Annotated in this window: 20 protein-coding genes and 2 pseudogenes; 5 read left to right on the top strand and 17 right to left on the bottom strand. The window is 42.2% G+C overall.

Annotated elements, in window-relative coordinates:
• Window positions 1-92: 92 nt before the first annotated feature.
• From QUB66_RS08665 to QUB66_RS08645, 5 genes are all read right to left on the bottom strand, one after another.
• Window positions 93-515 carry a plasmid mobilization protein gene (locus QUB66_RS08665; protein WP_332968463.1) on the bottom strand — a complete coding sequence of 141 codons (423 nt, stop codon included), beginning with the start codon at window positions 513-515 and terminating at the stop codon, window positions 93-95.
• A gap of 486 nt (window positions 516-1,001) precedes the next feature.
• Complete coding sequence (locus QUB66_RS08660; RefSeq protein WP_332968462.1) at window positions 1,002-1,259, bottom strand: hypothetical protein; 258 nt, start codon at window positions 1,257-1,259, stop codon at window positions 1,002-1,004.
• A 596-nt stretch (window positions 1,260-1,855) separates the two neighbouring features.
• Window positions 1,856-2,185 carry a XisI protein gene (locus QUB66_RS08655; protein ID WP_332968461.1) on the bottom strand — a complete coding sequence of 110 codons (330 nt, stop codon included), beginning with the start codon at window positions 2,183-2,185 and terminating at the stop codon, window positions 1,856-1,858.
• On the bottom strand, window positions 2,173-2,589 hold the full coding sequence (locus QUB66_RS08650; RefSeq protein ID WP_332968458.1) for a XisH family protein: 417 nt from the start codon (window positions 2,587-2,589) through the stop codon (window positions 2,173-2,175). Before QUB66_RS08650 ends, QUB66_RS08655 begins: the two co-directional genes overlap by 13 nt.
• Window positions 2,590-2,799: 210 nt before the next feature.
• The gene (locus QUB66_RS08645; RefSeq protein ID WP_332968456.1) at window positions 2,800-6,699 is read right to left on the bottom strand and encodes a hypothetical protein; all 3,900 of its coding nucleotides are present in this window, start codon (window positions 6,697-6,699) and stop codon (window positions 2,800-2,802) included.
• 145 nt (window positions 6,700-6,844) lie between these two features.
• On the opposite strand from QUB66_RS08645, the gene QUB66_RS08640 reads away from it, so the two are divergent.
• Both QUB66_RS08640 and QUB66_RS08635 read left to right on the top strand, forming a co-directional pair.
• A complete protein-coding gene (locus QUB66_RS08640) occupies window positions 6,845-7,075 on the top strand; it encodes a hypothetical protein (protein WP_332968455.1) in 231 nt (76 codons plus the stop codon).
• Between the two features lie 343 nt (window positions 7,076-7,418).
• Window positions 7,419-10,655 carry a hypothetical protein gene (locus QUB66_RS08635; RefSeq protein ID WP_332971224.1) on the top strand — a complete coding sequence of 1,079 codons (3,237 nt, stop codon included), beginning with the start codon at window positions 7,419-7,421 and terminating at the stop codon, window positions 10,653-10,655.
• Between the two features lie 97 nt (window positions 10,656-10,752).
• Here the strand turns inward: QUB66_RS08635 and QUB66_RS08630 are convergent, their stop codons facing one another.
• From QUB66_RS08630 to QUB66_RS08585, 10 genes are all read right to left on the bottom strand, one after another.
• On the bottom strand, window positions 10,753-11,604 hold the full coding sequence (locus QUB66_RS08630) for a ThiF family adenylyltransferase (RefSeq protein WP_332968451.1): 852 nt from the start codon (window positions 11,602-11,604) through the stop codon (window positions 10,753-10,755).
• Between the two features lie 21 nt (window positions 11,605-11,625).
• The gene (locus QUB66_RS08625) at window positions 11,626-12,357 is read right to left on the bottom strand and encodes a hypothetical protein (RefSeq protein WP_332968449.1); all 732 of its coding nucleotides are present in this window, start codon (window positions 12,355-12,357) and stop codon (window positions 11,626-11,628) included.
• A complete protein-coding gene (locus tag QUB66_RS08620; protein ID WP_332968448.1) occupies window positions 12,350-13,057 on the bottom strand; it encodes a hypothetical protein in 708 nt (235 codons plus the stop codon). The genes QUB66_RS08625 and QUB66_RS08620 overlap by 8 nt, the downstream gene beginning before the upstream one ends.
• Window positions 13,030-13,842, bottom strand: coding sequence for a hypothetical protein (locus tag QUB66_RS08615; RefSeq protein ID WP_332968446.1), 813 nt, complete (start codon window positions 13,840-13,842; stop codon window positions 13,030-13,032). Before QUB66_RS08615 ends, QUB66_RS08620 begins: the two co-directional genes overlap by 28 nt.
• Window position 13,843: 1 nt before the next feature.
• Window positions 13,844-14,092, bottom strand: a complete 249-nt coding sequence (locus QUB66_RS08610) for a hypothetical protein (protein ID WP_332968445.1) — start codon at window positions 14,090-14,092, stop codon at window positions 13,844-13,846.
• The gene (locus QUB66_RS08605; protein ID WP_332968443.1) at window positions 14,089-14,292 is read right to left on the bottom strand and encodes a hypothetical protein; all 204 of its coding nucleotides are present in this window, start codon (window positions 14,290-14,292) and stop codon (window positions 14,089-14,091) included. The genes QUB66_RS08610 and QUB66_RS08605 overlap by 4 nt, the downstream gene beginning before the upstream one ends.
• Before the next feature lie 30 nt (window positions 14,293-14,322).
• Window positions 14,323-15,024, bottom strand: coding sequence for a hypothetical protein (locus QUB66_RS08600; protein WP_332968441.1), 702 nt, complete (start codon window positions 15,022-15,024; stop codon window positions 14,323-14,325).
• Between the two features lie 62 nt (window positions 15,025-15,086).
• Window positions 15,087-15,359, bottom strand: a complete 273-nt coding sequence (locus tag QUB66_RS08595) for a hypothetical protein (RefSeq protein WP_332968440.1) — start codon at window positions 15,357-15,359, stop codon at window positions 15,087-15,089.
• A gap of 104 nt (window positions 15,360-15,463) precedes the next feature.
• Window positions 15,464-16,159 (bottom strand): siphovirus Gp157 family protein, encoded by a 696-nt coding sequence (locus QUB66_RS08590; RefSeq protein ID WP_332968438.1) that lies wholly within the window; start codon window positions 16,157-16,159, stop codon window positions 15,464-15,466.
• A 297-nt stretch (window positions 16,160-16,456) separates the two neighbouring features.
• Entirely contained in the window at window positions 16,457-16,864 is a 408-nt protein-coding gene (locus QUB66_RS08585) for a hypothetical protein (protein WP_332968435.1), read from the bottom strand.
• A gap of 283 nt (window positions 16,865-17,147) precedes the next feature.
• Between QUB66_RS08585 and QUB66_RS08580 the strand changes: the two genes are divergently transcribed.
• The gene (locus QUB66_RS08580; protein WP_332968433.1) at window positions 17,148-18,155 is read left to right on the top strand and encodes a hypothetical protein; all 1,008 of its coding nucleotides are present in this window, start codon (window positions 17,148-17,150) and stop codon (window positions 18,153-18,155) included.
• A 51-nt stretch (window positions 18,156-18,206) separates the two neighbouring features.
• Here QUB66_RS08580 and QUB66_RS08575 read toward each other — a convergent pair whose 3' ends face one another.
• Complete coding sequence (locus QUB66_RS08575; RefSeq protein ID WP_332968430.1) at window positions 18,207-18,458, bottom strand: HEAT repeat domain-containing protein; 252 nt, start codon at window positions 18,456-18,458, stop codon at window positions 18,207-18,209.
• Between the two features lie 63 nt (window positions 18,459-18,521).
• Here QUB66_RS08575 and QUB66_RS08570 point away from each other — a divergent pair.
• A pseudogene (locus QUB66_RS08570) lies at window positions 18,522-19,583 on the top strand (IS630 family transposase).
• A gap of 185 nt (window positions 19,584-19,768) precedes the next feature.
• Here the strand turns inward: QUB66_RS08570 and QUB66_RS08565 are convergent.
• A complete protein-coding gene (locus QUB66_RS08565) occupies window positions 19,769-20,464 on the bottom strand; it encodes an NACHT domain-containing protein (RefSeq protein ID WP_332968428.1) in 696 nt (231 codons plus the stop codon).
• 17 nt (window positions 20,465-20,481) lie between these two features.
• Between QUB66_RS08565 and QUB66_RS08560 the strand changes: the two are divergent.
• Window positions 20,482-20,850, top strand: a pseudogene (locus QUB66_RS08560) (IS66 family transposase); the annotation flags it as partial.
• Window positions 20,851-21,083 lie beyond the last annotated feature (233 nt).

Here is a 21,083-nt window from a genome sequence, read left to right as displayed (position 1 = left end):
TTAGGGCTAAGGAAAAATCAACCATTACAACGATTTTTTCCCAAGGTGTCCGAACTATTGAAACAGGACTATTGGCTAGTTGCGCGATCGCTTTATTGGTAATCCACAAGCGGGGGTATTGGTTCGCGGGTTTCGCTCAAAAGTTCTCTCCTGACTTTGCCTCTTAGTTCTTGGTGATATTCGCCTAGCATTCTGCTGAATTCTTGCAGAACTTCTAGGCTTTGTTTGGGTAACTGTCCTGCTTTTACTGCTGTCTCTACACCCCTGGTCATTTGGCAAATGTGTATGCTCATTTTTCGCAGTTGGGCACAAGTTCCTTCATTGATAGCGGGAACTGTGTGGTTAAGGCTAAAAGCGCGTTTACGCAAGTAGTCTGACAGGCTTTTTTCACCTGCTTCTGCGGCACGTTTGACTAATTCTGCCTTTTCAAAGGTGGTTAGACGCACTCGGACGACTTCAGTCTTTCCATTCGGTTTATCAAGTTGGTTTTTGGGGAGAGTTGCAGTTGTAAGCACATCAATTCTCTAGGGCTAACTAATGGTTTATTACGGCTAAGTTGAAGAGCAAGGGATTAGGTTTGAGCGGTTGTTGGCATCAAGTTAATTTAATGCTGAGCAACCGATGTTACCTAGAATTTCCGAACCTTGATGGCAAGGTTTGAGCGGTGACTCATCCATTGCTTTGATTGATTCAATTGTCAGCAATTCTGTTGGAGATGAGGCTGTTTCTTTCGGTTTATGTTTTGTTCGGTCACAAGTCGCATTAGTGAGAAGCTACCAGAGTAGTTTTTATCATCCAAATGGCTGATTCAACGGTAGATACTGCTGCCTGGATTGCTTGTAGCCAATGAAATTATCAAAGTCGGACATTGTTGTATGGAAGCCTGCAAATTACATCATTGTTGAGCATGGTTTACAGCCAATAGCGCTTATTTGTTGAGGACGGTTCTTAGTTTGCGATCGCCGTCGCTCAACAAAGTCTTAATATTTAGTGTTGGAAGTTTAAGCAAGTCTGAGTTGATATTCCCAGAAGAATCGCTCTGTATTGTTCGGGGTGCGACACAAGTATTTCCAAATGTCCAAGTGTGTGTCCATTGCCAAACCTATGACGATATAAGATTCTTCATTGTCTGTCACCGTATCCCCAAAGTTAAAATCCGGTTGCGCCCAGTAGTCAGGCAGGGCGATCGCATTCGCTTCAGGGGCAGTAGTATAGGTTGGATGCGATATTTCAGTGGGCGCGTAGTGTTTTTGTGGCATTTGGTCGATTTTAAGGGTAAGCGATCGCCCTGCTAACTGGCGGTAGCCAGAGGAGAGCTATTCGTCAGCTACTTGTGCTGAAGCGAGGATATGTCGTTACCCTTTGCACAAATTCTGACAATTGGGCGGTTTGGGCGATTTACTCATTTTTACCCCCCTCTTACGTCTATTTGACATGGCTTGCTATGCGACTAGCGCACTAATTAGGAGGATTTAAGAGGTGTCGGAGTACAAAAAAGCTATTAAAAAGCAGCTAAAGTTAATTTAACTTAATTAAAATTTGTGAATTTTGGAGGAAATAAGAGGAAATTTTAGGGAGAAGTAGGAGATATTAGGAAATAAGAGGAAATAAGAGGAAATATTAGGAAATAGAAGGGTTAAAATATAAAGTCTTTTGTGGTCTTCAGTAACAATCGTGGTGCGTTCCTTCTCACAAAAAGTTGCACCCTCTGTGTGGAGGATGCAACTTGCGCTTCTTGCCGACGGATATTACCTCTTAGAAGAACCTGACTTTTGTCGTAACATCAGCGATGTTAGTACCTGAACCAGCGCGGCGACAGAGCGGATTAAGATAGCGATCGAGCGATTTATTTCCTTCAACTGGCAGCAAACTCAGTAAATTTACGTTTATATGGAGCTTTAAAACCCAAAACTATATCTTGTTTAGAAACCCCAGCTTCTACTAATTCATTAGCAACTCCGATTTCCGTTCCATCCCGTTCGATCCAAATTTTGCCATCTTTAATTTCCACGTAGATGATACAACCAAATACTCGTGTTAAATCTTGCCAACCAATATTAAGAACTTGATAGCGATCGCGTTCCGGATCAAATATCAGTTGGACTTCAGTCTGGCTATTTGACCGATTTTTGACATGATTTTTAAGAATTGTTTGCACTACTTCACGGTAATTCATTCCTTCCATAGAACAATCTCCTCTCGTTCGGGGTTAAAAATAAGCAATTTGAGTTGATGTTCTGCAATTACTCTTTGAATAAATTTACGACTAAAAAATTCATCGTAAATATCTACGGTAATTGCTAAATACAAAGTTCTCTCTGGCTCTGTCAATCTTAAAGCTGAACGGTAGTTAAGGCATTGACCAAGTGCTATGTGAAACTCAGTCACGTCTGACGCTCCTAGAAAAGATTTTACCTCGACTGCTATCTTTTGACCAGTTTTTTCAGCAGCTAGGATTCTCTCTGCTGCTAAGTCTATGTAAAAATCAACATCCTCAACTTGAATAAATAGAGGATCGTCTGTAATTGTCCACTCATCTTTTTCGAGAGATGTTTTAACTGTCTTGTGAAAGAAATCTTTAGCTGACATTAAAAAACTTTGTTTTCAAGCTAATTGTTAGGATAGCACAAGTATACTACAGAGATTTGCGAAGCGAAGCGTTCATTTAGGATGACGGGAAAAAGTGGTTTAAGTATAACCCATAACATACTTTTAGTTGTGCGTACAACAGAAGCCAATGGAAAATTTTCCATTGACTCCTGGGCGATCGCCCTCAAATCCCCAACCACCCCCACTCAACTAAACCATTTCCAGTTCTCTCGGTTTCGATTCAGTCGCAGGTGTGAAAGTAGTTCGGGACTGGGACAAAGCTTTTTCTCGTTCTACAATCATCTCTTGGAAACGAGCCGCAGCTTGCTCTGTCAGGGGAATTTGAACGTCCCCGGTGTTAACGTTGGCTTTAAACACGGTGCGCTTGGACTCGTTTCTGACAAAGCAATCCCCGTTCGGCTGCACGTAAGCCGTCCACTGGTTGTCACCAAACTTGAAGTGCTGAGTGCTATCGGAAGGAGACTGCGATCGCTCCGCCACCTTTTGGCATTGGCGTTGCTTGTATGTTTCCGACACGACGCTAAAGAGCGTGTCTTGCAGAGAAAGCCGCCAGTTGTCAGCTTTAGCGTTAGTGGTGTCGCCCTTTCCGTTATTAACTGCCGTTTCTGGTTTTGAAGCAGGTTCTTGTTGGAATTTTGGCGGTTGGGGCGTGTTATCGTTTTGAGCGATTCCGTTTGGGCAGATCGCTTCGCGAATCGCGTTTCCCGCAGGCTTTGCCAAATCTGAACTTTGAGATACTTCAGGTGAATCGATCGATGGCAATTGAATTTCAGGCAACCGAATCGATTCGCGATCGACTTTCAGCATAACCGACCTGCCGCCTTTGTCGGGGGAAAGCATTGCCTCAAAAGTGGTTCCAGGGGGCAACTTAGGACTTTGGGGGGAAAATGTACCCAAGTTTTTCTCGTCAAGCTGGATAATGGGAGTGCCTTGAAATCGGTAATACTTCTCGTGAGTGGGAGGTAAATCGATCGTTCCCACTTGCACAGTGACTTTCCGATCTTTCCATTTTGACTTGGAGAAATCTTCCTCTGAGTAGTCGTTATCGGGATGTTTGACATTGACCACTTCTATCTGATTTACCCGATAGTTTGACAAAGCATCGGAGATTTCATCCATGAATAATTTGTAGACAAGTGCGCCTCTACCTGCTTTATCTTGAGACTCAATCCAGCGACAATCGACAGGAGGAACGATGAGGAGTCTGGTTTCATTACCAGAGTAGTTTGTTACCTTCAAAGAATCGGTATCGATGCGATCGTTAGAATTGTCTCCGTATTTGGCATCCAGTTTCGCCACCATGCTCTGAGGTAAGTTTTTAAAGGCGAATTCGACTAGAGGCAATTCGGGATGAGCAGTGGCTTCGTATGCAATGCCTTTGCTATCGAGTGCGTCTTTCCATTGATTAGGGAGGTCAATGGTTCTGCCATCTTTTGTTTTCACTTTTTGGAAAGGAACTTGCAGAACGTAGACATCTCGCGGTAAGGCTTCGTGGAGCAATTCGTAGTCTTCCTGGAGGGAAAAGGTAATTTCCAAATCCTCTGCTACTTTCTGGCAAATTGTCCGGTGTTTGCTCAAATTATCGGAAGTGTGGGTCGCTTGGAATAAGGCATGAGCAGCGCTGGTTTTTCTGTCTGGAGTATCCCAAACTTCGTCAATCTCCGCTCGATAACTGTCATAAAGTTTGCCCATTTCCTCTTTTCGAGCTTTGATATCGCTGCCAGTGCGATCGTAGATAATGCTTTTGTCCTCTTGAAAGCGCTGCACCAGGTCTTTTGCCCATTGTAATTCGTTTTCTGACCAGGAAAGCTCATTTTCTTTGCTGTGGCGGTACTCGATTTCTTTTTCTAATAGGGTATCTTTGTACTCATAAGAAACGTGCAATTCCTTGCCTTCTTTTTCGTACTCAATGCCTGCTGTATCCAGTTGTTTGCGGTCGTCTTTCGACACGATTAGATAAGCGGGAATTGGGGGTAGAATGTGCTGAAATTCATCTCGGTTACGGTGAACCAGTCGGGTTTGTTCCCAATAAGGGTTAACGGCTTCTTTGGCTAGAACGTAAACAGCATTGGGGAAGTCGGCGGGCATGGGAAATTGTTTGTACAGTCGGTCATCTCCTTTGTACTGGAAAAAGTAAGTGCAGCTTTTATGTTTCTCGCACCATTCATCTACTTTTTCTAGTAAACTTTCGGGATTTAGACCTGTTTTCTCTTTCACTTCTTTGGCATCTTTACCCCGCAGCGAGTTTTTCTGGTAGTCAACTTCGTACTGTTCCATGATGCTGAGAGCGGCGATGAATCGCTTTTGCTGCTTGAGAAATAGCTTTTCATCTTCGCCGGGGTTGGGGATAGCGGCTGCTACTTTGCCAATGGCTAAGGCGACGATTCCGACTTCATTTTGAGAGCTGGCAACTCCAATTTGTTCTAGGGTGGTAAATTTGCGATCGCCTGCTTTAACTTTACCTTGTCTGACTTCAGAATCGTCTTCTCGATACCGAACTTTCGTATAGGGAACTTTCTCAGCTTGTACGACTTCCCCGAAGTCAAATAACCCGTCTTGTGCTGGTAATATTTGTTGGGCAATGTGAGGGATTTTTCCAGATTCGATTCCAAAGGGTTCGTCACCGTCAAAATCACCTTGATGGAACTTTTCTAAGTCTTTGGGATGGAACCAAATTACACCTTTAATTTTCGCCATCACAGTGCGGGTTTCTTCTGGAATATTTTCCAGGTTTTTTGCGTGTATATTTTGATATATTCTCAGACCATCTTTGTTGAGAATTGGGAATCGACCTTGAACGCATTCTCCTTCTTCTAAATGGTTAGCGCAAACCGTGCCTTTGGGTAAATCTTCGCAGGGTAAAGCCATTGCTGAAGTCATTGATAAAGCGCCTCTGGTTGCCAGATTTCGCCATTTGGATGCCAGCCACCTTTCTGCCATATTGGTGAATTCGGGACTGCCTATCATCAGTCCAAATTTATCGGCTTTGAGCATCTGGATGTCTTGTCTTTCCCGCTTTTTATCTTCGGTACTTTCCTCGCTATCACCGTTGATTTCGTCCTCAATTGTAGTTGATAGTTTTTCCGGCTGTTCCTTGAGTTTTCTTTCGTTCAAACGCGCTAAAAATGCTTCGCGTTTATCGTAATCTTCAATCATGGCTTGGCGCAATTTCATCGGATCGCGCTGTAGTGCTGCCAGTCTTTGGGCTGCGGTTTTAGCTGCTGGCACGAGGTCTTGTCTTTGGGCTTCTTCGTCGAACCAAACCCCGGTGGACTGCCAGCTTGTTTGGGTGATGCCGATTTGACTGTTTTTGCGATTGCCAAGGATGGCTTTGGGTAATTCGTAGTCGCCACAAGGAATGAGTTCTTTGAGTTGTTTTTTATTGATGCCTTTGATGCTGGAGCGGTCTAAAATAAGTTGAGGTTTGTTCCCTTCAGAGTCGGCTAATGAGTCGAGTAAATTGTCATCGGGACGGAGGGTTCCTTTAGCCAAAAAGCTGACTTGGGGTGAGGATTCTGTATTTTCTGAATTCCAACTGCGTAGCCAAGCGAAACGGAATTGGCTGGCTCGATTTTTCTCGCCGCCGATGCTTTTGAGTAATTCGGAACTGATGGCACCGTGACAGTCTCCGGTTCGATATTTAGCATATTGCGGGTCGGTGAAATCAACAATTTTTACTCGCAGGTTGTCGCATTCTGATACCCCGGACATACAAGTGCTGACTAGAAGGGAACCGTAGCGACAGGCGGTGTCTTTTTCGGTTACGAATAAGTCTCCTATCTTTTTGGCTAGGGTTTCGTCACCAAAGTAATAACTGTTTCCAGATTGAAATATCATGCGTCGCTTGATGCCGTCTTCTGGGTCGTGGATGCTGGCGCGTAATTGGTGAGGGTCGGGATTGGATTTGTCAAGTTTGACAATCATTAATGATTGCAGTTTTTCTGGCTCAAACATCGCTTGCAGAATTGAGTGGCGCAGGATTTCTGGGTTGTTGAAGAATTTGCCGACATTTCGACCTTTGGCATCGGTGTAAGCGGCATCGAAAACGGGAATTTTGAGTCCTTCTTCGGTGGCAATTGTGGCGACCATGAGTTGATTTCTCCCTAGAATTGAGGTGTTAGAATAGGAATTGTTGAAACAGTTGGTAAGGCTGGTAAGAAAAGTCTATCTAAGCCTTAACAGGTTGAAACTCGGTCAAGTGTTGACCGTTGGAAGTGTTTTTGAGGTGATGGAAATGGAACTAAAGGTTGATACAATTGTTAATCCGGCTCTGTTTGAAGATGAAGATACTGAGCTGGTGGAATTGGCGATTGCGCCGGAGGATGAGGAGAAATATCCATTCGTGCGTCCCAGTAGCGCTCCGGCGGATTTGATGGACAGACCGGGGAGAGTTATTACAGAATGGGAGAATATGGAGTTTGATGAGCGAGTTCAGGCTGACCCTACATATATAGATAGGGTTTAGGCGTAGGGGGACACATAGCAGAGGCATGGGGTGTTTGGTTCGATGGGGCGGCGGTAGCCGCCCTTTAAACGTTTAATATCTTTTAGTTTTGACCTATCCTTAATGGAAAACCCTTTATAATACAAAATATAATACAAGTACCATACAGTAAAGAATGAGCCCCTATCCCCTTAACAATCAACAGCAAGAGCAAATATACCACTGGCTAAACTCACTTGTAGGGCCTGGTTCTGCTGCCTTCTACCGCGATGCCTGTCGCCTCATGGAAATGGAGTCGCCGTTAGAGTCCACAACACATTATGTAGCTCACTCATTGCGAGAAATTGAGAGTGCGTTACGCGATGTGTTAGAGCCATTAGCAAAACCTGTGGTAAGCAACCCCAATTTGTCTAAGTGTCCAAGCTGCGGGGATAAATTTTCACAATCTAATCAGGCTCCTTCTCATAAAGATGAAATTAGTGCTATTTTGCAAGCACTGGGCATTCCTGAAACAGAGACAGTAGCTCAAACTTGGCTGAAGTTAGCAGGTAGACAAAATGAATATGGTTTGCATGGTCGCGCACATCGTAACGATCTTGGCCCGCCACGTCCACTTGATGAAAGATTCAAACAAATTTGGAGGGAAATTCAGACAGTATTGTATATTATCCTTGACAAATTTGAAACTCGCTATTCGAGAGTCTATATTCTTCTAAATGAGCTTTTATCCAAGCCTGAACCTACAAAAGATGATTTAAAAAACCTTCGCCTTAATGTTCCTAATAGCTTTGTAGCCATCAGCTACTTTTTTGAACGGTTGTCTTTCCCAGGATGGATCGACAAACTTCGGGACAAAGATTTTTTCAAAAGTCCACCTGAGCCAGAAGTTGATACAGATACAGGAAGGATTCTTTTTAGGCAATGGCCTCAGTCCCGCTACTTAGCACGGATGGCTTCTCAAGAACCAGCAAAAGTTCTAGATATTGCACTAGAGATTCTAAAAACAGGGACAAAAAATGCTTTCGTACACGAAGATTTGGCTGAAGGAGCCCTTGCAATGCTACCAGATTTGGCGACTCGTTGGGTAGAGCAAGAAATAGAATGGCTCAAAGAGCAGAACTATCTGTACTTGAGATTACCAGAAAATTTGGGTAAACTGATTGTTTATCTAGGAAACAATCACCAAATTAATGCAGCAGTCCGATTGGCTCACGAGCTTCTCAATGTACAGCAAAATCCTCAAAGCAATGGTTTGTTTCTAGGAATACGCAAGCGCTGCGATGACCGGAATTATCAAAAAATTCTTACAGAACACATACCACAATTAGTGGCAGTAGCAGCCAATGAAACATTGAAACTTCTCTGCAATTTACTAAATCATGCTATTGCCTTCTCGCAGATACCTCGCCAGGCTGGAACTTTTGAAGATTACTCATATAATTGGTATCCCAGTTTTGAAAGTAATCAGCCAAATGTTCCCTATGACGTAAGGAACTTTTTAGCAACTGCGGTATGGGAGACTATAGAACAAATTGCTAGAAATCCTCCCGAGCAATTGTCGCCACTGCTGCAAGTTATTGATGGCTATCATTGGCGAATTTTTCATCGTATCAGACTTAACCTACTTCGCCGCTTTCCTAACCAGTTTCCCGACATGATGGCACAAGCTTTAGCTGACAAACTGCGCTTGAATGAGCCGATACTTTACTGCCATGAATATGCACTTTTGCTCAGAGAGCGTTTTGCTGACATTGGTTCTGAAGTACAGGAGACAATTCTAAGTTGGATTGCAGAAGGGCCAACCAATCAATTAGAGGTTTGTGAAGAGGACACAACTGGTTACGTAAAACAATGGCAGCGAGACAGGCTAGGAATTTTAAGTGGTAGTCTTTCAAGCGAGTGGCAATTGCAATATGAGCAGTTGGTTACAGAACTTGGTTCTCCTGCGCCTTTAGAGGCTGTTAGAGGTACTGGGGTATGGCAAGGGCCTACCAGCCCCAAGTCTGCTGAAGAACTATCTTTCATGACTATTTCAGAGCTATTCGATTTTTTGAGGGAATGGGAACCTTCTGGAAGATTATTCACACCATCCCGTGCGGGTCTGTCGATGGAGCTTTCTAAAACTATTGCTCAAAATCCAGAATTTTTTGTAAGCGAAATCGAACAGTTCAAAGAAGTGAACTTGCAATATAGGGGCGGATTCTTAAGTGGTCTGACTCATGCGTTGTCAACTCACGGACAACGGCAGGCATTCTCTTGGTTACAACCGCTTGAATTTTGCGCTTGGATACTAACACAAAAGTCAGAAATACTTGGAAGTCGAGACCAGGTTACAGATTGGCATCAGGACTGGAATTACATCTGCAACGAAGTAGTGACGCTTATCAAAAGTGGTCTGCAACCAATAGGGGTAAATGAAATTCCTATTGAATTCTGCAATCTGGTTTGGACAATACTAGAGCAGCTGACTGACGATCATTCCGTTACACCTGGTTTTGAGGCACACTATCGTTACTCAAATGCTACAAATGCTGAGACTGCTGTTAATACTGTTAGGGGCAAAGCAATGCACGCAGTTTTCCAATATGCTCTATGGATAAATCGGCATACCAAGGCAGATAAAAACCTAGAGGAGCAGGCAGAATTAAGCTTTGACAAAATTCCTGAAGTACGGGAAGTTTTTGAGCGCCATCTGAATCCAGCACACGATCCTTCCGTCACAATCCGCTCTGTTTACGGCGCATGGTTTCCGCAGCTAATAAATCTCGATTCAAACTGGACTACTCGCAACTTGAATAGGATTTTTCCTAGAGACGAGGTTTTCCAAGATTTGTGGGATGCGGCTTGGGAAGGTTACATTACTTTCTGGTATGATCCTAACTCTATAATCTTTGTAATTCTCAGAAAAGAGTACAACCATGCCATTGAGCAAATTGGTGCTGCTACTCCCGAATCGCAAAATCCCTCAAGAACGGATGAAGCTTTAGCTGCACACCTACGATATCTCTACTGGAATGGGGATTTAGAGCTTGGTGATTCTGATATGTTGCTAGAAAAATTCTTTGCAAAAGCTTCAGGCAAACATCATGAACAGTTCATGAGGCAGATTGGAGAGCAGCTACGTTATGGAAATTCTGAGGTAGAACTTGATTTGCTCCAACGATTGAAAAGACTTTGCGAATGGCGTGTTAGCCAAGTCAAGAATGCAACAGCAAGTAACTTACAAGCATTAGATTTGAGATATTTTAGCTGGTGGTTCGCTTCAGGAAAGTTTGATAGCAATTGGGCTATCGCTCAACTAAAAGACGTTATCAGACTGGTTAAAGATATAGACTACGATGACCAGCTGCTAACTCATTTGGTTGCACTTGCTCCCTTAATGCCGCTCTCTGTAGTTGAGTGCTTGAGTTTGATGGCTGATGAACTCCGAAGCGAGGACTGGTCTTTTTCCTGTTATCAGGAGGACAGCCGCACTATTCTATTGACCGCTCTTCAAAGCGGACATGAGGCCAGTCATAGGTTGGCAGAGGATTTGATCAACCGTTTATTAGCTCGGGGAATAGCAGACTTTAGAGATTTGCTGACAAACATGGACAACTGAAATTATTTGAGCGACAGGCGATAAAGTTTTGAATCGTGATATGGCTCATAGTAGATTCAATTGCTAAAGCTACATTTTTTTAAAGCTTAATATCAGGTTAGCATGGTGTTATTGGTTCACTTGCGATCGCTTTTACCACCGCGCACACAGACTGCTGAGTAATGTAAAGCGATCGCGCCGTCCCACTCTCCAAATCAAAATAGGTCGCAAACCGCTTGAGATTGCCCGCAGCCATCCGGTACAAATAATCCGCCGCCTCAGCCGCCACCCGAACATTCACGCTCTCGCTCTGCACATTCAGCACTGCCATCTCAGCACAAGATAGATTATTTGTCAACTCTTGAGGTTTCGGTTTCAAAAGGTCAGGAGCCAGGAGCACCGGAGATGGCAGCCTAGCACATCCCAGCCCCCCAAAATTATAGAAGTCCGGGTCAGTTTCCAAAGAACTGCCCAGCAAGATTTGTCCGGCTGCTGCATGATTTCCGCAATCCAGGTACCACACGCGGGGAATTTCAGAACGGCTGTAAAATTGGTTTAACTCCAGAGCCTGATTAATTGCCGCTCTCCCGGCTGCTGTATCCACGCACCCCACCAGGATGGTCAGTTTGTCGTAGGCGTAGCGGATTAGCTTGGGGTCAAATACCTGCACGAAAGCCGTCGTGTCAACTCCCCAAGCGATAGAGTATCTCAACGCTAGAGCCTGCGCCTTGGGCAGTCCAATTTCCTTATCGCAGAAAGCTTGCCTGCTGATGTTGGCTTCTTCAACTCGATCGGGATCTGCGATCGCAAATTGCACCTTTTTCCCCGACTTACCCAAACTCCGTGCCAGCCGTGCAATATGGTAAGACAGCCAAGAACCCGTTCCTCCCGCCCCAATTAGCCAAAAATCAATCGAATCAGCTTGTCTGATAATCAAAGGCGAAGCTTCCAGATAATCATAATTAAACATCAGATAATTCTCCATTTGTTATTACAGTTCGATGGGCTCATCTAACAAAGATGGCGCAACAGAACTAGAGTAAAATTTAGAAATCGAATCGTCTTTTTCTACGCCAACTGTGACATCTACAATGAAACTCGGTAATTCAAATATCCAGTCAGCCGGAACGTGCCAGAACTGTCGATAAACTCCCACGCGGCAAATAATTTCAGCGCTCGATTCAGTCACTCTCCCTAAAACTACGAAAATGCGGAAACCCCCTTCATCGGCATCATCTGCACCAGAGAAGAAAGCCGCCATCCGATTGTGCGAATGTACCTCTACACTAGCGTTAATGTAGGAGGAATTTAAACCGTATTCAATCGCTCTGCATTTACCAGAACTTTGCGTTTGTTCGGGAACTACAAGTTGCCATTGTCTTTGTTCCTGATGAATGTGGAAAGTGATTTCTAACGGCGGTTTGGCAAGCGCGGCGATACAACTTTCTTTCCACATTTGGATGAGTATCTGCTGAGGGATTCGTCCGGGAGTTAATCGGACTAAAGGCTCAATCGGTTCTAATCCTCTAATTGACGCGGTAAAAAGTTCCACCGGAATTATCACTTCTAACCCCGGTCTAACTGCTCTAGCAAAGATACCATTGCCGCCAATTAGATACTCGAACATACTGCTAGAGTGAGGCGGCAAATTATCTCCGAGTTTGACAATCTTATAATCGACCAATTCTAGGTGATAAGGATTCAAGTTTGGTTGTTCAATCATCAGTTATTGCTGCAACTAATTTGGCAATTGTTTGGTTCGTACCGATTAAATCTTTAACTGGGTAAGATGAACGTTTAACCGCTTTTTCGAGTTGTCCCCGTACATCACTGGGTTGCGCCTTAGATTTACCGTCACTCAAATGTCCGTTGAAAGGACTAGAAATGAACAATTCCCAAGCTTTTGTAATCGTATTGGGTGAAGCTAGAGGTGGTTTATTATCTCCCCAGCAGATGCGTCCGCAGGGTTGATAGGAATGCAAATAGACGTTGGGCAGGGGAACGTGAAAAGCATCTGCTTCCGGGTCAAATTTCGAGCCTTTAATTGCCCAAACCCAGTAATCAGATTTCAACCCCAAAAATACCATTCCTGGTAAAGGAATTAAGTGCTTTGATTCCAACAGATTTATTTCGTGTTTCTGAGGCGGCACAAATTTAATTGTCCATTCCCCAGCGCTACCAGTTCCCCAGCGCACTATCCCCAATTCTGGGTTTATCCAACCCGAATCAATCGGGGTATTGGCAAAAGCTGCTCGCAGAGTGGCTGGAGACAAACATTTGTACTTAGAACCTTCCCCCGATTGATAGTGAAAAATGTAAGTACCGCCCTCAATAAAGAGAAGTTCGGCTTGAATAGCAGACAATTTTCGGGGGGCAACCTCCAGAATCTCTCGAATTATTTCAGATGCAATGTCATATTCCATAATGCTAAGAGTTTCGAGAAATTGGTGTTCGGGTCGGATTCAATCCAGTCTATTAATTCGTCAGCCTTATCTAGTAACTGAGTGGCTTTCTTCCATTCACTTGTTAGGAATTTAATGTCCTCAATTGTCCAGGGTCTTGATTCAAAATTACGATTCCAATAACTTTCGCAGCAAACACTTTGGTCTAGCCAAATATTGCCTGTTTCTAAGTCAAGGAGTGCTAATGCTGTAGGCAAAGCGCTGATGGGAAATGCAGCACGACGGGCTAATCTTTTGAGAAGTTTGAAATTAGCTTTTTCGGGATGTGCAATGTCTTTCAAGCTGTATCCAAAAGTGCCTTCGTACCACGATTCCCCTTCATCACCTGCTACCGATTCCAACCACCATCGACCTGATTGCGAAAGTGGGAGCAATATCTGCCATCCACTCCGCAATGCGTCAATTCCTTCTTCATGGTCTTGCCAATCTACTCCTTTAGGCGAGACAGGAATTTGATAGAGACGTTCTTCATAAGCGCCCTCTATCATCATGTCGTCAATGGGAAATAAATGTTCGCTAACTAGCGAAATAAACTCCAACTCCTTCGGACTGTGATTTTCATCTTCAAAGTAGAGTTCGGATTGGCTTTTTTCCCATTCTAAAGGAAACAATTCTTGGTAAAGAGTAAGTAGCTGATAGGTGTTCAGCTTAGTCCACAAATAATCTGTTGCTGATTTAAAGTCGGTGATTGGTTGACATTGCTGCAATATTTGCAGAGCAGATTTAGCATTCCAAATAGCTGACATATCAAAACCCCATTGGAACTGCCGCAGCTACAGAGCGACTATTTAACAGTCGTTCCTTAGTTCGCTCAACTGCTCTCACATCGTCTGTTCCTTTTTCAATAGCTAACTCAATAGCTTTTGCCATTTCTTTCATAGTCGCGCTATCGAGTTCTCCTGAAAGTTCCAAGCGTTGTAATTTTCGGCACATATAAAGTGCTGGATTGACTTCTTCTGGCGCATTGATGAGAAATTTTAAAGGAGTCATTTTCATGGTTTTATTGCTCCTTTAGAGCCATTGCGTTTGGCTACTGTAATCAGTTCTCCCGGCTTTCTAATAATGTCAGCGTTGGCGCAATCTGGGTAATAAGTTGTTAGCAATTTACGCAGTTCTTTATCATCATTTGCTATATCCTCATCAACAGGATGCTGTTGTCCCTCAAAGGAAATTAGCACTTTCTTTTTTGCAGTCATTCTCTTTTTTCCAAAACTTAGTTTGATTATTCAAATCCCAAATAATGTCAGTTGCGTTCCGGTCGTTTTAGACTCAGTAGAAGTTGTAGACGCGGTGGTGCTACTTGCTTCGCTTCTGGGTTTATTTGAGTTAGTGGTTCTTTTCTTTTGGTTTCGAGCATTAGCAATCTGTCGCCGCACCTGGCGATTGGGAAAATCTGCTACAAGTTCCTTCAGTAGCACTTTTAGAGGCGGTACTAATTCTCCCAAGGATGACTCTCTTATCTTTTCACTAACAGGAAAGTCACCGTGACTGCTTGCTGAAATGATTACAATCCGTCCCTCTGAATGACCGTCATCTGGTTTAAATGTCAAGTGCAGTTCGACAGTACATTTCTCGAAGATATAAGGTTCTTCTTGTTGTTCGGATTGTAAATTGTTGGATTCTTCAGTTTCAGAAAGAGTATTTCCTTCATCTTCCTCCGCCCAATTTTCATCATCTATTGAGTCTGAATCGCTTGTAGAGGTTGATGATTTAGTATCGACTTGTTTTTTGACCTTAGCTGGCGAGAGTAGAGCTAGATAAGGTTTTTTTGCCTGCCAGCGAGCGCGGTCAAATAGTAGCCCAACTTTTTGAAATCTTTTCTCTATTGATTCTTCATCTTCTGACTGAAGAGTGTATTCGATTAACTCTTTGCTCGTTACCGATAAATTAGCAGCGGCGACTGCATCTTCTGGTGTCAACCATTTCATTTTTGCTATAGTATTTAATAGCTTGTCATAGCGCTTATGGGCGTTAGCCCCCCTTATCGGTGTTAATTAAACTCATTTTTGCCTAAACCTCCACTTAGTAGTAGAAGCGGCTCATCCGCGTAGGCTTCTATTTCCAAGTAATCGGTCATAGCTTCAGCTACAGCGGCTCTGATAGAACCAAGGATTACGAATAATCTCCCATCTTTTATGGGAAATGATATATCTAGGTGATTGTCTCCTTCTTCAATCAATATGACAATTTTCCCTCGATAAATTCGGTAAGTAATTCTGCCAAATGTTGAAATGTCGAACGAATGATTGTTTTGTTTTTTCATGGATAAAGTTATCCTAGATTAATTACAAAGAATGTGCAGCAGATAGCCATATAACAGCTATCTGCTATTAGTGAAACCTCCCATATTTGTCTGAGAATTTACTACTAACCGACTCGTGCTTTCACCTTCTTGTTAGAACCATCAACGTTTTTAGCGATCGCTTTTTCTTTTCGCCCATTATTGGGTGTTACAGTTGAATGATTCTCTTCAGTATTTGATGCAGCAGTACGATTAGAAATTACCTCAGTAGCAGCAGTCAGATTTGATGGTACTATTCCGTATTCAACTCTGAGTTTACGCTCAATTCGAGTACCATCAACGGGAATGCCTTGTTTCCAGTCAGCTACGATTTTGCGTTTGTTGGGTGTAACAACTAGCTTTTCTGTTCGGTATTCTGTTGGCAAATCGCAAGGATTGATTAACACTTCGCAACTTGGGGGATTTTCCTTGAGTCGGATGTGACGAGTTCGCCCTACAATCTCTGTGGGTATTACTCCCATTGAGTGAAATTGTAGGAGAGTTTTATCTAGGCTGTTGCGCCACCGTTCCAGTTGTTCAATCGCCTTATTATGCAATTCTACTAAATGTTTTAGGCGTGCTTTAACGGCACAAATTTCAGCATCTAGTTGGTCTGCTAGTTCGGCTTGAGTGTCAGCAGCAATTTCTTGGTCTGTCTGAATTTCCCAGAGTTCTTTGAGGATAGTTTCCTCATCTTCGGGAGTTTCAGCAGTTTCCAATTGATTCCAGAGTTCGACTGCTTGTATCGAATATCTGGCTAACGAATCTTTGGCTAAATACATTAGTTACCACCTTCCGCAACAATGAAAATACTCATCAAAAATTTCAAGGCTAGCGAGTATGGCTAGCGTTCCTGGCGTTAGTTCTTCTTCCAAACTATGAGAGTCAATGTCATCATCGCATACTTCCCAAATTTCCGTTTCTGGGATAAATTCTAGGGAGTCCGATTTGAAATCCACTCTTCCAACCAAAGAAGTGTTAGTGTAGGATATGAGCGTATTTGTTGTGTCGTCAGATTCACATTGTTGTAGGGACACGGTTGTATAAAACCTCCTCTAGTATTTCAAATTCAACAATGCTTAATAGTGCTTTCCATTTCGCGTAGAAGCCCTTAAGCTTTCAACTTTTTTCAAAGCAGGAACCCGCTGCTTGCGAGAAGGAACTTTTTCTTCAGATACGTCTGGTAATTCTTCTGAAAAGTCATCTTCGTCGTCTTCAATATCGTCGTTAGTGAAATAAGCATGGTTATCCTCATCCGTCTCGTCCACTTCGCTTTTGTCTGTCGGGACTTCTGGTTCTTGCGATGCTGCGGCAGGTGAGGTAGTTGAGGTAGCGATGATATCATAGCCGAGTTCTAGGATTAGCGATCGCACGACGCTTTCCATCTGCTGTTCCGATAACCCAGGAGTCGTTCTCTTGAGTTCCTGCCGTTTCATCAACATCCACACTTCCAGAGTTTCTTCGGGCGTTGCAGTTTTCAATGCCAATTTGATTTTTCTTGTCAGTTTTTCCCGCGTGGATTTTAGACGGTCTGTGGCAATTCTTTGTGTATTATTGGGCTGATTTGTAGGCATAAGTAGTGGAGTACCAGATTATTATTTCCACTCCAAAATCTGGGCGTTAGCCCATTTATAAGTGGATGACATCGGAAATTAGGTAGAGAAGTTTGTAATTCCTTGGCATGATGTGATACGACGCGCATATTTAATAGGTTAAAGGCTGAAAATACACATAGCATGAGCTTATAGGTCGCCTACAAAAAGCATAACCATGAGCCAAATAAGAGGCTTTTACCCAGTTATTGTTATCCCCGATTCCATTCGTCAGTTCTGCGCGGATAACCCGATACCTATTTTGGAAGAAAGTGCTTCTTCTACAAAAAAAATGCCTTTTCCGCCGCGACCGCCAGTTTCCAATAATTATCGTTATTCTCTGGTAATTCAACTTTGGATAGCCAGTTTTGTGGTGGTAATGTTGGTTAACTGGCTGTTTGGCATGAGTGTTATGGCTTTCTGGTCATCGCTGACGTGTGCGTCAGTTAGTGCAGTAGCGGCTTTCTCTTATCTGCGGTTTGCTGATTTTCAAGTGCGCGATCGCTACAAGCAACGACTGGCTGACTACCAACAACAATTATCCAAATACGAAAGTTATCAATTGTGTCGCTTGCCGCCCAATCGCCAGGAAACTGAGCAATATAATTCTCTGTTGCAGGAGCGATCTAAGCTGCTTAATAATTTGTTGAAAAAGATTGTTCAACCGCCAGCAAGTCAGGGTAAGGGAGGAGTACAGCAAGGGGTAAGTGAAAAGCAGTTTTTTGTTTACTTATGTCGTTATTTCTCTGGTTTTTATGACTTCTGTATGGGTGGTGAATTTCCTATACCCGGTACATCTTTTCGTTACACCGCTGACTTTATTTTGGTTCATAAATCGACTGGTTTAGCTATAGATATCGAGATTGATGAACCTTATGAGGGGCGAACGGGAAAGCCTCATCATTGTGTGGATAAGAATAAAGATAGTCAGCGCAATCAGTTTTTTTTAGAGAGAAATTGGGTAGTGATTCGGTTTTCGGAGTTGCAAGTTGTCAAATACCCGGATTCGTGTTGTAAGGCGATCGCTACAGTCATTTCTCAAATCACCGGTGATTATAGAGGATTAGTTCGGCTACAAAATTTTGATAATTTGCTTCCCCATAAACAATGGAATACTAAACAAGCTATTTATATGTCTCAAATAAAATCTCGCCAATCTTACTTACAATACAAAAGACTTTATTAATTTTACCTAACATATTATTTGAACTTAATCAACTTGCTAATAGTATTTTTATTATGCTTGAAAAAATCCATTAAACCGCTGACGTTTATTAATTAATAAAATTGCTGTAGCGGCTGCCTCCTTTATTTCAGAGTTTGTATCTCTTAAAGCTGGTTCTAGGTAGTCAATTATATCCATACTAAGATCGCGAACTATCCCTAAGCCCTCAACTGCTTTCTTACGTTCAATCCAGTTCTCACTCTTTAGCATTGGTTCTAGCCTTTGCTGAACTATAGCAAGTCTAAATGATTCACAAAATTTCATTAAATATAATACTTATGGAGTATAATAATACTTGTATACTGGAGATTTGCGAAAAAAAACAATATGTCTGAGCAACAATATTTACAAGAGTTAATTGATTTTATAGATAACAACCCCGATCCTAGAGAGCTAAAGCGAGCCTTAGCAGTAATGATGTGGATTGAGGGCGTACCTGGTCCGGAAATTCAAAAAGTATTAAATGTATCAGCAACATTTATCAGTCAATTCAAAATGAAATTCATCGAAAATGGAGTTGAAGAATTAAAACTCAAGCATCAAGGGTCAAAAGCATATCTAAGTCCAGCACAACGCCTAGAAATTATTAATTACTTAGACACTCTTGAGTATTTGAACTTACAGGATTTTCGGGAATATATAGAGGACAAATATGATGTTCGCTTCAAATCAAATCAAAGTTATTATACATTACTTGATGAAGCCAAGATTAGCTGGAAGAAAACCAGAAAAAAAAATCCAAAAAAAAACGATGAATTGGTAGAAACAAAGAAGACAGAAATCGAGAGAATACTCGAAGAAAACAGAGCGGAGATAGAAGCTGGAAGACTTGTGGTGTATATGATTGATGAATGTCATCTGCTGTGGGGTGATGTGTGTGGATATGTTTGGGGAAAGAAGAATAAAAGAATAGAAGTACCAATGACAAATCAGAGAGAAAGGCAAACATATTTTGGTGCCCTCAACTATCAAACAAAAGAATTTTTTGTTCAAGCATACGAAGCGGGAAATTCAAAAAATACAGTTTTGTTTGTAAAATACCTCGAAAATCTCAATAAAGGAGCTAGAATTTTAATATTTTGGGATGGAGCAAGTTATCATAAATACGCAGAAATGCGAGAGTATCTAGGCGAGGTCAATCAAGGTTTATAAAAATCTGAATGGTTAATAATATGTGAATTATTTGCACCTAATGCACCCGAGCAAAACCCTGTGGAAGATATTTGGCTGCAAGGCAAAAGATTTCTGAGAGAACATTGGTATCTCTGTAAATCTTTTGCACTTATTAAAAAACTATTTATGCTGGTAACTCATTGTCAAACTTTTGATTTCCCTAAGTTAGATATGTATGGTTTTTTTGCAAAAAAGCCTGAATTAATACTAACTTAATCACGATTAGTAAAGCCTGATTTGTTTGCAAATGATTTAGGATCGCTATATATCATTTACATAGTTTTCTATTGTTTCAATACATAATTAAGCAAGAGCTGTTGCTACAAAAAACTCCTGAAATGTTTGATGGGCAAATCCCAGGCCGCTTTCACCTATTAAAATCCCGCTTTTTTGAATAGTATCTAATAATAAAACACTGAAACATTAGCTTGAATATTTTTCAGGCTCTCGTTAAATATAAAAATTACTTCCTGGTAAGACAAGTATAATGTTTTCTGTTTGTGCATTGCTAGTGCAAGATTACTTAATACATAATTTTTAAGCCGTTTAATAGTAGTTGTTTGTCCTTCTATTTTTGAAGTTTCACGTATGAAAAATTTTTCCATAAATCGTTTGTAAAGCTCTCCCCTATTTTGTGGGGTAAGTTTTGACGCTCCTAAACTAACTTCATCAATTACACCCCCCAGGCTTTCTAAGTTTAATTTTGTTTGATAAACGTCTTCCTTAAACATCCCTAGAATTAACGGCAGTCGTAGCAATTTTTTAAATTTTGCCGACACTTCACTGTATGCCATTCGTCCAATTTTTTCTCCTAAATGCAGCGATAAATATCTAACTGTATCTTCATAATCAATAGGTTGAATTACTAGGTTAATTTCAATGTCCTCAGGAGATAGCATTCGCCAAAGTTCATCTTGGGGGCGACTGGTAATTACATATTTGTGATTAGGATATGTAATTAAAAATTGTGCGATGTTTGATATGACTGTGCTGCGCTGTGTATTATTAACTTCATTAAGACCATCAAATAAAATTAAGCAGGGGAATGTTTGTAAAATATTATTGAGCTTAAAAGTATCTTCTTCTAACTGAAACATCCCCATAGAATTTAGGCTGGAGCGAATGGATAATACGATTGAATCAAGCTTTGGCGACTTGGTTGAGCCTTGTGGGTTATGCCGCAGGTCTGTTACTAAAATCCTTACGGGATAAGGCAGAACAATGGTGGTATTTTCTCAATGACCCCTCGGTTCCTCCGGATAATAATTTAGCAGAACGTTCTCTACGGCTAGCTGTAACTAAACGGAAAGTTTCTGGCGGCTCTGGTTCGATGAAACGATTTGAGGAAACGGCCGATCTATTGAGTGTGATTCAAACCTGTCGTTTTCAAGCTCGTTCAGTAATGGCTTTTTTCCGTGAGGCTATTTCTGCCCATTCTTGTCACTTGACTATGCCTGAGCTTATTCCCCTTTTTCAGACCTGAATCCTTACGAGTTTTCTTCTTCTGCGACAGTAACGGCTCGATAATTTCCCACTCTTTGTCTGTCAAATCGCTTGAATATCTCATGAATATCCCTTGGATACTGGCATTACCTCAACTTTGTCGATTCTACTCGATCACCCGTTGTCTGTCGATCGTCCGTTGTCTGTCGATCGTCCGTTGTCTGTCGATCGTCCGTTGTCTGTCGATCGTCCGTTGTCTGTCGATCGTCCGTT

The sequence above is a fragment of the Microcoleus sp. A2-C3 genome (assembly GCF_036706065.1).
Taxonomy (GTDB): domain Bacteria; phylum Cyanobacteriota; class Cyanobacteriia; order Cyanobacteriales; family Microcoleaceae; genus Microcoleus.
This window is presented reverse-complemented; position numbering and strand designations above follow the sequence as displayed.

Excerpts from the sequence above, each read along its gene's own strand:
- QUB66_RS08660 (WP_332968462.1), bottom strand. The coding sequence starts at position 1,259 with ATGCCACAAAAACACTACGCGCCCACTGAAATATCGCATCCAACCTAT.
- QUB66_RS08655 (WP_332968461.1), bottom strand. The coding sequence starts at position 2,185 with ATGGAAGGAATGAATTACCGTGAAGTAGTGCAAACAATTCTTAAAAAT.
- QUB66_RS08650 (WP_332968458.1), bottom strand. The coding sequence starts at position 2,589 with ATGTCAGCTAAAGATTTCTTTCACAAGACAGTTAAAACATCTCTCGAA.
- QUB66_RS08645 (WP_332968456.1), bottom strand. The coding sequence starts at position 6,699 with ATGGTCGCCACAATTGCCACCGAAGAAGGACTCAAAATTCCCGTTTTC.
- QUB66_RS08640 (WP_332968455.1), top strand. The coding sequence starts at position 6,845 with ATGGAACTAAAGGTTGATACAATTGTTAATCCGGCTCTGTTTGAAGAT.
- QUB66_RS08630 (WP_332968451.1), bottom strand. The coding sequence starts at position 11,604 with ATGTTTAATTATGATTATCTGGAAGCTTCGCCTTTGATTATCAGACAA.
- QUB66_RS08625 (WP_332968449.1), bottom strand. The coding sequence starts at position 12,357 with ATGATTGAACAACCAAACTTGAATCCTTATCACCTAGAATTGGTCGAT.
- QUB66_RS08620 (WP_332968448.1), bottom strand. The coding sequence starts at position 13,057 with ATGGAATATGACATTGCATCTGAAATAATTCGAGAGATTCTGGAGGTT.
- QUB66_RS08615 (WP_332968446.1), bottom strand. The coding sequence starts at position 13,842 with ATGTCAGCTATTTGGAATGCTAAATCTGCTCTGCAAATATTGCAGCAA.
- QUB66_RS08610 (WP_332968445.1), bottom strand. The coding sequence starts at position 14,092 with ATGAAAATGACTCCTTTAAAATTTCTCATCAATGCGCCAGAAGAAGTC.
- QUB66_RS08605 (WP_332968443.1), bottom strand. The coding sequence starts at position 14,292 with ATGACTGCAAAAAAGAAAGTGCTAATTTCCTTTGAGGGACAACAGCAT.
- QUB66_RS08600 (WP_332968441.1), bottom strand. The coding sequence starts at position 15,024 with ATGAAATGGTTGACACCAGAAGATGCAGTCGCCGCTGCTAATTTATCG.
- QUB66_RS08595 (WP_332968440.1), bottom strand. The coding sequence starts at position 15,359 with ATGAAAAAACAAAACAATCATTCGTTCGACATTTCAACATTTGGCAGA.
- QUB66_RS08590 (WP_332968438.1), bottom strand. The coding sequence starts at position 16,159 with ATGTATTTAGCCAAAGATTCGTTAGCCAGATATTCGATACAAGCAGTC.
- QUB66_RS08580 (WP_332968433.1), top strand. The coding sequence starts at position 17,148 with ATGAGCCAAATAAGAGGCTTTTACCCAGTTATTGTTATCCCCGATTCC.
- QUB66_RS08575 (WP_332968430.1), bottom strand. The coding sequence starts at position 18,458 with ATGAAATTTTGTGAATCATTTAGACTTGCTATAGTTCAGCAAAGGCTA.
- QUB66_RS08565 (WP_332968428.1), bottom strand. The coding sequence starts at position 20,464 with ATGTTTCAGTTAGAAGAAGATACTTTTAAGCTCAATAATATTTTACAA.